This window comes from Sphingobium cupriresistens, assembly GCF_004152865.1.
In the GTDB taxonomy this organism is placed as follows: Bacteria; Pseudomonadota; Alphaproteobacteria; order Sphingomonadales; family Sphingomonadaceae; genus Sphingobium; species Sphingobium cupriresistens.
The window spans coordinates 84,994-97,589 of record NZ_SEOO01000006.1 but is presented as its reverse complement, the minus strand read 5'-3'; the positions used below and the strand labels follow the sequence as shown (position 1 = coordinate 97,589).

Below are 12,596 nucleotides of genomic sequence, written 5' to 3'. Positions count from 1 at the left end.
GCAACCGATCAAGCCGCCAGCTTGCGCAGCACATATTGCAGGATGCCGCCGTTCAGGAAATATTCCAGCTCGTTGATCGTGTCGATCCGGCACAGCGCCGTGAAGGTGAAGGTCGATCCGTCGGCCCGCTTCACGATCACGTCCACATCCTGCCGGGGCTTCAAACCCGCGACATTCTGGATCGTGAATGTCTCGTCGCCGGTAAAACCATGCGTGTCCTTGCTCTCGCCATCCTTGAACTGGAGCGGCAGCACGCCCATGCCGACCAGGTTGGAGCGGTGAATACGCTCGAAACTCTCGACGATGACCGATCGGACGCCCAGCAGGTTGGTGCCCTTGGCCGCCCAGTCGCGCGACGATCCCGTGCCATATTCCTTGCCGCCGATCACCACCAGCGGCGTGCCGTCGGCCTTGTGCTTCATGGCCGCGTCATAGATCGGCATGGTTTCGCCGTCATAGCGGGTCATACCGCCTTCCACCCCGTCCAGCATCAGATTCTTGATGCGGATATTGGCGAAGGTGCCGCGCATCATCACTTCATGATGGCCACGACGCGAACCATAGCTGTTATAGTCGGCCTGCGCGACCTGATGCTCGCTCAGCCATTGGCCCGCGGGCGAGGACGCCTTGATCGACCCGGCCGGCGAAATATGGTCGGTCGTGATCGAATCGCCGAAGATCGCCAGCGGCCTGGCCTCGATGATGTCGGTGACCGGCGCCGGGGTCATGCTCAGCCCCTCGAAATAGGGCGGGTTGGCGACATAGGTGGAACCCGCACGCCAGCTGTAGGTGTCCGACCCCGTCACGTCGATCGCCTGCCAATGCGCGTCGCCCTTATAGACATTGGCGTAGCGCGCCTGAAACATGGCGCGATCCATGCACCCGGCCATGGTCGTGGCGACTTCGTCATTGGTCGGCCAGATATCTTTGAGATAGACGTCGTTACCCGTCGTGCTGACGCCGATCGGCGTGGTGATGAAGTCTTCGATCACCGTGCCTTTGAGCGCATAGGCGACGACCAGCGGCGGGCTGGCCAGGAAGTTCGCGCGCACGTCAGGCGACACACGGCCTTCGAAGTTGCGGTTTCCGGAAATGACGGCGGCGGCGACCAGGCCATTGTCGTTAATCGCCGCGCTGATCGCGGGCGCCAGCGGGCCGGAGTTGCCGATGCAGGTGGTGCAGCCATAGCCGACCAGGTTGAAGCCGATCGCGTCCAGATGTTCCTGAAGCCCCGCCTTGTTGAAATAGTCGGTGACGACCTGGCTGCCGGGCGCCAGCGACGTCTTGACCCAGGGCTTGGGCTTGAGGCCCAGTTCGTTCGCCTTCTTGGCGACCAGGCCGGCCGCGACCATGACGCTGGGGTTCGACGTGTTGGTGCAACTGGTGATCGCGGCGATGGTGACGTCGCCGTCGCCAATGTCGAAATCCTCGCCCGCTACGGTCACGCGCTGCTGCGCCTTCTTGTAGGTATTGACCAGATCCGCGTTGAACACGTCATCGACGTCCGGCAGGGCGACGCGGTCCTGCGGGCGCTTGGGACCGGCCAGGCTGGGGACGACGGTGGACAGGTCCAGTTCCAGCGTGTCGGTGAAGACCGGCTCGATCGCGGGGTCGATCCAGAAGCCCTGTTCCTTGGCATAGGCTTCGACCAGCGCGATATTGTCGTCGGTGCGGCCCGTCAGGCGCATATAGTCCAGCGTCTTGTCATCGATGCCGAAGAAGCCGCAGGTTGCGCCATATTCGGGCGCCATATTGGCCAGCGTCGCACGGTCGGCCAGCGACAGGGTGGCGAGACCGGGACCGAAATATTCGACGAAGCGCCCCACCACGCCGCGCGCGCGCAGCATCTGGGTGCAGGTCAGCACGAGGTCGGTCGCGGTGACGCCTTCCGTCAGATTGCCGGTGAACTTGAAGCCGACGACTTCGGGGATCAACATGGAAACCGGCTGGCCCAGCATCGCCGCTTCCGCCTCGATCCCGCCCACGCCCCAACCCAGCACGCCCAGGCCGTTGACCATCGTAGTATGGCTGTCGGTGCCCACGCAGGTGTCGGGATAGGCGACGGTGGTCCCGTCCGTATCCACCGATGACCACACCGCCTGCGCGATATTCTCCAGATTGACCTGATGGCAGATGCCGGTGCCCGGCGGCACGGCATAGAAATTGGCCAGGGACTTGCTGCCCCATTTCAGGAAGTCGTAGCGTTCCATATTACGCTGATATTCGATTTCCACATTCTGTTCGAACGCCTTGGGCGTGCCGAACTCGTCGACCATGACGCTGTGGTCGATGACAAGGTGGACGGGCACCTGCGGGTTGATCTTGGTCGCGTCGGCGCCCAGCGCGTTCATCGCGTCGCGCATCGCGGCCAGATCGACCACGCAGGGCACGCCGGTGAAATCCTGCAGCAGCACGCGCGCGGGACGATACTGGATTTCGCGCTGCGCCTTGCCCCGGTCCTGCTGCCAATCGACGATCGCCTGGATGTCTTCCACCGTCACCGTCACGCCATCTTCAAAACGGAGCAGATTTTCCAGAAGCACCTTCATCGAGAAAGGCAAATGCGACACGTCGCCCAGCTTCGCCGCGGCCTTCTTCAACGAATAATAGGCAATGTCCGTGCCGCCCACGTTCAACATGTCGCGCGTGCCCAGAGTGTCCTGTCCGATGGCGGTCATAAGATGTGCGTCTCCTCGCATGGCCTCGGCCAGAGGACGGCGCGTTTCCACCAGAAGCTCGCAGAACGGCGATCAGAAACCGCACGGCAAGGTGGCAGGGATGCGCCCCAACCCATGGTCGAAGCCGGTATGTCCCGATGCTGCGGTGCCATAACATTTGAGGGGTTCAAGTCAAATGGCGCCGCAGCCTGAACCCCTTATGTAGGGATATGTTTCGCACATTGAAGCGTTGGTGGCGCAGAAAGGGGAAACAGTCATGGAAGCACATCTTTCGCCCGTCGAAACCAGGATATCTGCTATCAATCCGCAATATCGTGAGGGACGGGCAATCCCCTGTCCCGACTGCGGCGGCAACCAGTGGATCGTGGGCCGGGTGGTGGCGGAATGCGCGCGATGCGAAACGCCGCTGCCGCTCGCCGCATCGCAACATCGCGGGTGGATGGGCGGCTGGTCCTGAGGCTGGGTCAGACCGACCATACCCATTCAACCCCTCTCCGTTCGTTTCGAACGAATCCGGTCTTACGTTCTAAGAACTGTCATAAACGGCAATGCCGCCGCCGCGTTTCCCAATGGGACGAACGCGGCGGCGGCATTATTTACAAAAGGACAATAGTCCCCTGGATCAGTGCGCCACAGACGGCGCGAACTTGGTCAGGTCGATGCCGACGACCGCGCTCTTATATTCGTCCATATTGGGCGTGCGGCCCAGTATGGTCGACAGCACCACGACCGGGGTCGACGCCAGCAGCGATTCCCCCTTCTTCTCGTCCGTATCCTCCACGACACGGCCCTGGAACAAGCGGGTCGAGGTGGCGAGGACGGTGTCCCCCTTGGCGGCCTTTTCCTGATTGCCCATGCACAGGTTGCAGCCGGGACGCTCCAGATACAGCATATTCTCGTAACTGGTGCGGGCCACATTCTTGGGCGCCACGTCATCAAACTCGAACCCGGCATATTTCTTCAGCACGTCCCAATCGCCCTCGGCCTTCAGCTCGTCGACGATATTATAGGTCGGCGGGGCGACGACCAGCGGCGCCTTGAACTCGACCTTGCCTTCGCTCGCCTCGATATTCTTGAGCATCTGGGCCAGTATCTTCATGTCGCCCTTGTGCACCATGCACGACCCGATGAAGCCCAGATCGACTTTCTTTGTGCCGCCATAGTAGGAAACAGGCCGGATGGTGTCGTGGGTGTAGCGCTTGGACACGTCGGCATTGTTGACGTCCGGGTCGGCGATCATCGGCTCGTCGATCAGGTCGAGATCGACCACGATTTCGGCGAAATATTTGGCGTTGGCGTCCGGCGTCAGCGCGGGCTTTTCGCCCGAACGGATTTCCGCGATGCGCTTGTCCGCCAGGGCGATCAGGCCGCGCAACGTGCCGGCGGCATTTTCCATGCCCTTGTCGATCATGATCTGGATGCGCGACTTGGCGATTTCCAGCGACTCGATCAGCGTTGCGTCTTCCGAAATGCAGATCGACGCCTTGGCCTTCATCTCGGCCGTCCAGTCGGTGAAGGTGAAGGCCTGATCCGCCAGCAGCGTGCCGATATGCACTTCGATGATGCGGCCCTGGAACACATTTTCGCCGCCGGACTGCGCCAGCATCTGCGCCTGGGTCGCGTGGACGACGTCACGGAAATCCATATAGGGCTGCATCTTGCCCTTGAACGTGACTTTCACCGATTGCGGGATCGGCATGGTCGCCTCGCCCGTGGCCAGCGCCAATGCAACCGTGCCGGAGTCCGCGCCGAACGCCACGCCCTTCGACATGCGGGTGTGGCTGTCGCCGCCGATGATGATCGCCCAATCGTCCACGGTGATGTCGTTCAGTACCTTGTGGATCACGTCCGTCATCGCATGATAGACGCCCTTGGGGTCGCGCGCGGTGATGAGGCCGAAATTGTTCATGAAGCTCATTAGCTTGGGGATGTTGGCCTGCGCCTTCTTGTCCCACACCGATGCCGTATGACAGCCCGACTGATAGGCGCCATCGACCAGCGGCGAAATGACGGTCGCCGCCATCGCTTCCAGTTCCTGCGCGGTCATCAGGCCGGTCGTGTCCTGCGACCCCACGATGTTCACCTTCACGCGCACGTCCGACCCCGCGTGCAGCACCTTGCCGGGCGTCACGCCGACGGCGTTGCGGTTGAAAATCTTCTCTACGGCGGTCAGGCCCTGACCCTCGACCGTGATTTCCTTGTTCGGCGCGAACACCAGCGGCGCTTCCACGCCCAGCGTTTCGGCGGCAAACGTCTGGAGCTTCTTGCCGAACACGATGGCGTAGCTGCTGCCCGCCTTCATGAATTCCATCTTCTGCGGCGTGAAGGCGGCGGCGACATCGACCAGTTCGTTGCCGGCCTCGTCCGTCAGCTTCTTGTTCTTCACGTCGATCTTGAGCACGGTGCCGGTCGCGACCGAGAATTTCTCCTCCAGCACCGGATTGCCGTCATTGTTCAGGATCGGCTTGCCATCCGGGCCGGTCATCTTGACCCAGTTTTTCAGGTTGATGCCGATGCCGCCGGTCACGTCCACGGTGGTCGCGAAGATCGGCGAGATACCGTTGGTGCCGCCGACGACCGGGGCGTAGTTGACGAAGGGCACATAGGGGCTGGACTGTTTGCCGGTCCACAGCGCCACATTGTTGACGCCCGACATGCGCGACGAACCTACGCCCATCGTGCCCTTTTCTGCGATCAGCATCACGCGCTTGTCCGGGTGCTGCGCCTTCAACGCCACGATTTCCTGCTGCGCCTGCGGCGTCATCATGCACAGGCCGTGCAGTTCGCGGTCGGAGCGCGAATGCGCCTGGTTGCCCGGCGAGAGGAGGTCGGTGGAAATATCGCCTTCGCCCGCAATATAGGTGACGACCTCGATCTCGTCCTCGACCTCCGGCAGCTTGGTGAAGAACTCCGCCCTGGCGTAGCTTTCCAGCACGCCCGTCGCCACGGCGTTACCCGCCGCATGGGCGTCACGCAGGCGGAACATGTCGGCATCGTAGAGGAAGAACTGGGTCTTGAGGACGTCGCCGGCCTGACCTGCAAGCTTGGCGTCATCGCCCAGCGCGATGTCCAGCAGCACGGCGATCGAAGGGCCGCCCTTCATGTGGCTGAGCAGTTCGAACGCGAAGGCCACCGTGATTTCCGGGACGATCGCCTGACCCTGGATGATCTGCTTCAGGAACGCCGCCTTGACCGCCGCAGCGCTCGTGGTGCCGGGCAGCGTGTTGTAGATGAAGAATTTCAGCGCGTCGGCGCGATGTTCGCTGCCCGCATCCCGGATCAGGGTGATGATCTCAGCGACCAGTGCACCATCGTCGATCGGCTTGGGCGCGAGTCCCTGAGTCTTTCGGCTGTCGATTTCGGCCAGATAATCCAGGTAAATGCTCATCTCGTTCCCAACGTCATAAAGTGTACGGACTCGACGCGCAGCGCCACTTGCCGATCTTTATGCCCGGTCTGGGAGCTGACGCGGTTCCGGTACGGCAAGAGACGCGCATTGGCAAGTCGCGGCGGCGCAGCAAAATGATGCCGCCATCTATACCAATCGGCCGGAAACTGCGACTTTTGCTATTACTCTGAGTAAAGAATGGACTTAAGGATGATGGCTATCCCTTGGCCTTCTCCGCCGCGATCCAACTGTCCATCTGGCTGTCCAGCACGGTCAGCGGTACGGCTCCCTGCGCCAGCACCGCGTCATGGAATCGGCGCAGGTCGAATTTCGGCCCCAGCGTCGCCTCCGCCTTTGCGCGCAACGCCCGGATCTTGATCTCCCCCAGCTTGTAGCCCAGCGCCTGACCCGGCCAGCTGATATAGCGGTTCACCTCCGCATCGATGTTCGCGTCGGACAGCGCGCTGTTGGTCTTCATGAAGGCGACCGCCCTGCCCTTGTCCCATCCCTTGGCATGGATGCCGGTGTCCACCACCAGTCGGCAGGCGCGCCACATTTCGTAGGACAGCCGCCCCATCATCTTTTCGGGCGTGTCGTACAGCCCCATCTCTTCCCCCAGATATTCGGTATAGAGCGCCCAGCCCTCAACATAGGCGGTGAACCCCGCCAGATATTTGCGGAACGGCGGCAGCGGCAATTCCTGTTGCAGCGCGATCTGGTTATGGTGGCCCGGCACCGCTTCATGCGCGGTCAGCGCGGGCAACTCCCAATAAGGCCGCTGGTCGAGCTTGGAGCTATTGACGAAATAGGTGCCGGATATCCCGCTTTCCGGCGCGCCGGGCATATAATAGGCCGTCGTCGTTCCCTCCGCCTCGGCCGCCGGGGTAGCTTTCAGGCCATAGGGAAGTCGCGGCAGCGTGCCGAAATAGCGCGGCAGCAGGCCGTCGATCGCCTTGGCCTGCCGCGCCGCGACGCGCAGCAATTCCTCCGGCGTTTTCGCATAATAGCTGGGGTCGGTGCGCAGATGCGCGATATAGGCCGCGCGGCTGGGATAGCCGGCCTTGGCCGCTATGGCGTCCATCCGCTTGCCGATACGGGCGACCTCTTCCAAGCCGATCGTGTGAATCTGGTCGGGCGTCAGGTCCGTGGTGGTATGCGCCTTGACCCGGCTGGCATACCAGGCCGCCCCGCCCGGCAGCGACGACGCGCTGTCGCTCTTGCGGCAATGGGGCAGATAGTCCGCCACGAACAGGTCGTGCCATTTGCGATATTCGGGCGTCAGCACGTCGCGGATCAGCGTAACGGCGCGTGCCTGCATCGCGCTCCAGTCGGCATCGCTGATATCGCGCGGTCTGGCGCGCGCAAACGGTTCGTAGAAGCGCGTCTCTTCCGGCTTGCCCGCCACAATGCCGCTGATCGTCCCCGCATAATTTTGCAGCACCGAACAGGGCTGGACATAACCGCTCTTGATCGCCTGCCGCGTGATCGCCAGCGCGTCGCCATTCTGCCGGGGGTAAAGCGCCAGCCGCGTCAGATAGCTGTCATAATCGGCGCGATTATAGAAAGGCAGGCCGTCCGCCATGCCGGAAAAGCCCTGATGCCAGCCATAATAGGTGGTGAAGAGCATCAACCGCTCGGCGGGATGCGCGTCGCCATCAATATCGTCGCGCAACATCCACAACAGCACGTCGCGATTCACCCGGTCCGCCGGGTCGAGCACATCGGCCGACAGCGTCTGCAATCGGGCGGCAAACCCCCGCTCCGCCTTGATCTGCGCATCCCGCGCGCCCAGCGATATGTCATAGATGCGGTCGTCATAATCGCGCACGCCCCGCGCTGTGGCCTCGACCGGATGGGTCGAAAGATACCAGGACCAATGGTCATCTATGACCTTGGCCAATTGTTCATGGGGCGTTTGCGCCTGCGCCAGCACTGGGGCGGCGACGGCGAGCATCAGGGATAGAATCTTGCGCATGGAGGCAATGGTTCGCGCGTCCGCGCGCTTTTGGCAAGGGGGAGAGCCAGCGTTCAGGCGGCCGCTACGCCCTCCGCCTCGACAATGCCGTCTCCGGCATAATAGCCCTGCACCCGCACCCGTTTTTCGACATGATCGACGGGCACGCGCAGCAGGACCAGGCGATAACTGCCGCCCAGATCGCGCTGGAGCAGAAAGCCGGCCTCATCGCGCAGCAATCTGCCGGTTTCATCCACTCCAGCACCAATCTCCGTCATCGCATCAATCTATCGCGTCCTTAATGCCCTTGCCAGCCAATAGTCCCAGCACGAGGAACAGCACAAATACGGCGATCGCGATGAAGAACAATATCTTGGCGATGCCGACGAACGTGCCGGCCGCGCCGCCAAAGCCGAGCAGGGCCAGCACGGCGGCGATGACAAGGGAGATGATGGCCAGCTTGAGCATGGGACGTCCTTTCGTTTCGTATCCGGTCTATGCCAGCATCAACCGACGGAGACGATGCTTGTTCCGCTCCACCGCAACTATGGATAACGCAGGATTAAGGTTTATTGTCAGATGGTTGAATGAACAATCGCGCCCGATCGGCCGTTCTTCCCCCGCCGCATCAAAGGAGAAGGCGATGTCGAACAATCATGCCATCAGCAAGCTGGACGATCTGATCACGACGCTGATCGATAGCGTGAAAGGCTATGAACATAGCGCCGACAAGGTGAAGTCGGAGGCGTTTCAGACCCTCTTTCGCGATCTGGCGGCCGAACGCGCCAAGGCGATCGACCTGCTACAGGCGCGCAGCCGTTCTCTGGGCGGGAAGCCCAACGAGTTCGGCTCCGTGGCGGGCACAGTGCACCGCCGGATGGAGGACATCTTCGTAGCGCTGGGCGGCGGCGACAAGGCCGTCATTCAGGCGATTGATCGTGGCGAGGATTATCTGCGCGAAGAATTTGAGCGCGTGCTCAAGGACGAGGCGATCGACGCGGACACGCAGGATGTGGTGCGCCGGGCCCATGAATCGGTGGCGCATGGCCAAGTCGTGGTGAACGGTTTGAAGGACCAGCTCGCCACCGCTTAAACGATCAGACCCAGCCTTCCAGCACCTGGTTCGGCGGTCGATGGCCATCGACCCAGGTGCGGATGTTGGCGATCACTCGCGCGCCGGTTGCGTCGCGCCCCTCGAACGTCGCGGACCCCATATGCGGCAGCAGCACGACGTTGGCCAGCGCCAGCAGCCGCGGATCGACCGCCGGTTCATGGGTATAGACGTCAAAGCCCGCACCGGCGATCCGCCCGTCGTCCAGCGCCGCGATCAGCGCCTGTTCGTCGGTGATCTCCGCCCGCGATGTGTTGATGAGATAGGCGTGCGGCGGCATCAGCCCGATCCGCCGCGCGTCGATCACCCCGCGGCTGTCGGCGTTGAGCGGGCAATGGATCGATATTATGTCGCTCGCCCTCAGCAGCGCATCCAGATCGCCATGCCATTCCGCCTCCAGTTCCTGCTCCACTTCGAAGGGCAGGCGATGGCGGTTATGATAGGCGATCGACAGGCCGAAGGCGCGGGCGCGGCGGGCGACGGCGCGGCCGATCCGCCCCATGCCGATAATGCCCAGTTTCTTGCCGCCGATGCGGTGGCCCAGCATACCCGACGGGCTCCAGCCGCGCCATTCACCCGACCGGACCAGCTTCTCGCCCTCGGCCAGGCGGCGCGGCACCGACAGGATCAGCGCCATCGTCATGTCGGCCGTGTCCTCGGTCAGCACGCCGGGCGTGTTGGTCACGATGATCCCCTTCGCCCGCGCGGCCGACAGGTCGATATGATCCACCCCGCTGCCGAAACTGGCGATCAGTTGCAGCCGCTCCGGCGCGGCCGCCAGCAGCGCGGCGTCGATCTGGTCGCTGATGCAGGGCACCAGCACGTCGCACTGGGCCATGGCGCGGGCGAGATCGGTGCGGTTCATCGCGACATCGCCGACATTGAAGCTGGCGTCGAACAATTCGGCCATGCGCGCCTCCACATTGGGCGGCAGGCGGCGCGTGACGATGACGCGCGGCTTTGCGGGACGCTGCTTCTTGGCCATGGCAAAGCCGCTATGCCCGCCCGCGCCGCCGGTCAAGCGGATATGGCGACAGGTGACATCAACGCTTGTCGGGGCGGGCCAGCCGGGAGTATGGGAAGGCCATGGGTGACTATGGGTTCGGGTCTGGAATGAAGCGTCTTTTGCTGGGCGCGGGCGTGGTCGCGTCCTTGATGGCGGCGAGCGCCGCATGGGCCGGGCCGGGCAAGCCGGTCCCCTATTGGGCGTCGCTGTCGCAGGACGAAGCGCGGATGCGCGTCGGGCCGAGCCTGGATTACCCGTCCAACTGGATCTACCGCCGCCGCGACCTGCCGGTGAAGGTGGTGCAGGTGCTGGGCCTGTGGCGCAAAGTGGAAGACCCCGACGGCGCGCAGGGCTGGATGCATGTCCGCCTGCTGAGCGATACGCCGACCGCGATCGTCCGGTCCGAAGTCGCGCCGCTGCGCGAATCGCCGCGCGATGGCGCGCGGGCGCTGTTCCGGGCGGAACGCGGCGTGGTCGGGCGGCTGGGCGATTGTTCGGGCGGCTGGTGCAATTTCGACGCCAAGGGCCAGCGCGGCTATGTGAAGGCCAGCGACGTGTGGGGCGCTACCGGTAGCTAGGGTCCAGCCCTGGACATGCGCTTTGCGGTGTGATTTTCCGGGCTTTCGGATGGGACCTGCTCGCTTCGATCTTTTCGATTTCAACGGATTGGTCGCGGAACTTCTCTAACCTCCCGCATATCGCGCATGAGAGTCGCGCTTGGCGCCGGATCGACGCAGCCGCGCGACTGCGTGGACAGCGGATTGACGGCAAAGGGTGGTTTGCGGAAGGTCGGCTTTGTAAAAGCTATCGTCTCAAACAGACATGATGACCTGAAATATCTATCACTATGTGATCCAAGTTGGCGCTGCGTATGTGGTTTCCCAATGGCTGTCGTGAGCAAATATTCGCTCTCGTCATGCTGGAGCTTAATCAGGCATCCCGCGCCCTTCGATACGCGAAAAAAAGCGCCCCCCCCCCCGATCAAGCCTGTCCTGGGCCTGTCGAAGGGGCCGCGGTGAAGCTATAGAGCGGCTCGCGCCGACAACCGCAACATCAGGCCCAAAGGCGAAGGAGGCCGAAGCCCCCCCTCACCATTCATACGCCTTGGGCAGCGCCCCTTCGCCCGGCGTCGCGTAGCGGTCGCGCAGCTTGGTCTGGCGGTTTTCCAGCGGCTGCTGCACGCCGTCGATCCAGACCGCGACCGGGGCCGACGTCATTTCCAGCGGGTCGCCGTCCCAGATCACCACGTCGCCCGCCTTGCCGGGGGTGAGCGATCCGATCCGGTCGCCCAGCCCCATCGCTTCGGCAGGAGCCGAGGTGATGGTGCGCAGCGCCTGGCCCCAGCTCAGACCCGTGGCGCCCGGCACTTTCAGCAGCGCCACCATATTGCCTGCCTGTTGCGTCGCCGCGCGCAATTGCAGCGCATCGTCGCCGGTCAGCATTCCCATCGACACGGACACGCCCGCCTTCACGAGACGGCCGACATTGCTCTGGGTCGCGGCCAGCTTCTCGAAGCTCGACGGCAGGTCTTCCAGACCCGCGGTGATGACCGGCACCTTGGCCGCCGCAATCTGCGGCGCGACCATCCAGCCTTCGGTCGCCCCGGCCAGGATCAGCTTCAGTGCCGGGAAATCCTGCCGCAGGGCCAGCACCGCCAAGATATCGCGTGCGCTTTCGGCGTGGACCATTAGCGGCATCGCCCCGCTGACGACCGGCACCAACGCCTGCGCATCGACGCGGTTGAGCAGCGCGTCCTTCGATCGGCCGTCATAGCTGGCGGGCGCCTTCGCATAATCCTGCGCTTGCGTAAGCATCATCTTGAAGGTCAGGATCATCGCCGCGCGGCTGCCGCCCGCCTCCTCGACGCCCGCTTCGCCCATTTCGACATATTGGAAGGCGCGTGGCCGGGTGATCGGGCTCATGTCCGCGCCCAGATCGATCACCGCGCCCTGCCCGGCGAAGATGTTCGTGCCGGTCGCGGGTGCGACGACGGCGCGGGTGACGCCCGCGGTGCGGCTGATCGCGATCGGGTTGGCGAGTGGGTTGATGACCGGCGCGACGTCGATCGCGGCGGAGAAGAGCGAGCGGGCGCTGGTGTCGTTGGTTTCCTTGACCGCCGGCACTTCGGCCAGGCCGACGCGGGAAAAGCCCGACATGATGCCGGGCGTCACCCATTTGCCGCCGGCGTCGATCGTCTTGACGCCCGCCGGCGCTACCACGCCTGCGCCAGCCGCGACGACCTTGCCCGCGCTGATGACCACAGTGCCGTTCTTGATCGGCTCCGATCCATCGCCAATGGCCAGCGTCGCGCCGGTGATGGCGATGGATTGGGCCAGGGCAGGAGTGGTCGTGGCGGCGAGCAACATGGCCCCCAGGACCGTTCGGGCTGAGCCAGTCGACGCCCCCTTCTGGCTTTTCAACAAGCAAGATGGAGAGCCCTTCGACATTCGAACGAGACC

General features: G+C 63.3%; 10 protein-coding genes. 3 read left to right on the top strand and 7 right to left on the bottom strand.

The window, feature by feature from the left end; all coding sequences use genetic code 11:
* Positions 1-8: 8 nt before the first annotated feature.
* Positions 9-2,678, bottom strand: a complete 2,670-nt coding sequence (gene acnA, locus EWH12_RS05515; RefSeq protein WP_129925961.1) for an aconitate hydratase AcnA — start codon at positions 2,676-2,678, stop codon at positions 9-11.
* A gap of 256 nt (positions 2,679-2,934) precedes the next feature.
* Between acnA and EWH12_RS05510 the strand changes: the two genes are divergently transcribed.
* On the top strand, positions 2,935-3,135 hold the full coding sequence (locus EWH12_RS05510; RefSeq protein WP_066603488.1) for a hypothetical protein: 201 nt from the start codon (positions 2,935-2,937) through the stop codon (positions 3,133-3,135).
* A gap of 165 nt (positions 3,136-3,300) precedes the next feature.
* Here EWH12_RS05510 and EWH12_RS05505 read toward each other — a convergent pair whose 3' ends face one another.
* The 4 genes from EWH12_RS05505 to EWH12_RS05490 all read right to left on the bottom strand — a co-directional run bounded on the left by EWH12_RS05505 (position 3,301) and on the right by EWH12_RS05490 (position 8,488).
* Positions 3,301-6,066, bottom strand: a complete 2,766-nt coding sequence (locus EWH12_RS05505; RefSeq protein ID WP_129925960.1) for a bifunctional aconitate hydratase 2/2-methylisocitrate dehydratase — start codon at positions 6,064-6,066, stop codon at positions 3,301-3,303.
* A 217-nt stretch (positions 6,067-6,283) separates the two neighbouring features.
* On the bottom strand, positions 6,284-8,041 hold the full coding sequence (locus EWH12_RS05500) for a DUF885 domain-containing protein (RefSeq protein ID WP_129925959.1): 1,758 nt from the start codon (positions 8,039-8,041) through the stop codon (positions 6,284-6,286).
* A 53-nt stretch (positions 8,042-8,094) separates the two neighbouring features.
* Positions 8,095-8,298 (bottom strand): DUF5818 domain-containing protein, encoded by a 204-nt coding sequence (locus EWH12_RS05495; RefSeq protein ID WP_066603497.1) that lies wholly within the window; start codon positions 8,296-8,298, stop codon positions 8,095-8,097.
* Between the two features lie 4 nt (positions 8,299-8,302).
* Positions 8,303-8,488, bottom strand: coding sequence for a DUF1328 domain-containing protein (locus tag EWH12_RS05490; protein WP_066603588.1), 186 nt, complete (start codon positions 8,486-8,488; stop codon positions 8,303-8,305).
* A gap of 175 nt (positions 8,489-8,663) precedes the next feature.
* Between EWH12_RS05490 and EWH12_RS22165 the strand changes: the two genes are divergently transcribed.
* Complete coding sequence (locus EWH12_RS22165) at positions 8,664-9,113, top strand: ferritin-like domain-containing protein (protein WP_165363570.1); 450 nt, start codon at positions 8,664-8,666, stop codon at positions 9,111-9,113.
* 4 nt (positions 9,114-9,117) lie between these two features.
* On the opposite strand, the gene EWH12_RS05480 is transcribed toward EWH12_RS22165, so the two are convergent.
* Positions 9,118-10,116 (bottom strand): 2-hydroxyacid dehydrogenase, encoded by a 999-nt coding sequence (locus EWH12_RS05480; RefSeq protein WP_129925958.1) that lies wholly within the window; start codon positions 10,114-10,116, stop codon positions 9,118-9,120.
* Between the two features lie 101 nt (positions 10,117-10,217).
* On the opposite strand from EWH12_RS05480, the gene EWH12_RS05475 reads away from it, so the two are divergent.
* The gene (locus tag EWH12_RS05475) at positions 10,218-10,715 is read left to right on the top strand and encodes an SH3 domain-containing protein (RefSeq protein WP_066603591.1); all 498 of its coding nucleotides are present in this window, start codon (positions 10,218-10,220) and stop codon (positions 10,713-10,715) included.
* Between the two features lie 510 nt (positions 10,716-11,225).
* Here the strand turns inward: EWH12_RS05475 and EWH12_RS05470 are convergent.
* The gene (locus EWH12_RS05470) at positions 11,226-12,503 is read right to left on the bottom strand and encodes an amidohydrolase family protein (protein ID WP_129925957.1); all 1,278 of its coding nucleotides are present in this window, start codon (positions 12,501-12,503) and stop codon (positions 11,226-11,228) included.
* Positions 12,504-12,596 lie beyond the last annotated feature (93 nt).

Excerpts from the sequence above, each read along its gene's own strand:
- acnA (WP_129925961.1), bottom strand. The coding sequence starts at position 2,678 with ATGACCGCCATCGGACAGGACACTCTGGGCACGCGCGACATGTTGAAC.
- EWH12_RS05510 (WP_066603488.1), top strand. The coding sequence starts at position 2,935 with ATGGAAGCACATCTTTCGCCCGTCGAAACCAGGATATCTGCTATCAAT.
- EWH12_RS05505 (WP_129925960.1), bottom strand. The coding sequence starts at position 6,066 with ATGAGCATTTACCTGGATTATCTGGCCGAAATCGACAGCCGAAAGACT.
- EWH12_RS05500 (WP_129925959.1), bottom strand. The coding sequence starts at position 8,041 with ATGCGCAAGATTCTATCCCTGATGCTCGCCGTCGCCGCCCCAGTGCTG.
- EWH12_RS05495 (WP_066603497.1), bottom strand. The coding sequence starts at position 8,298 with ATGACGGAGATTGGTGCTGGAGTGGATGAAACCGGCAGATTGCTGCGC.
- EWH12_RS05490 (WP_066603588.1), bottom strand. The coding sequence starts at position 8,488 with ATGCTCAAGCTGGCCATCATCTCCCTTGTCATCGCCGCCGTGCTGGCC.
- EWH12_RS22165 (WP_165363570.1), top strand. The coding sequence starts at position 8,664 with ATGTCGAACAATCATGCCATCAGCAAGCTGGACGATCTGATCACGACG.
- EWH12_RS05480 (WP_129925958.1), bottom strand. The coding sequence starts at position 10,116 with ATGGCCAAGAAGCAGCGTCCCGCAAAGCCGCGCGTCATCGTCACGCGC.
- EWH12_RS05475 (WP_066603591.1), top strand. The coding sequence starts at position 10,218 with ATGGGTGACTATGGGTTCGGGTCTGGAATGAAGCGTCTTTTGCTGGGC.
- EWH12_RS05470 (WP_129925957.1), bottom strand. The coding sequence starts at position 12,503 with ATGTTGCTCGCCGCCACGACCACTCCTGCCCTGGCCCAATCCATCGCC.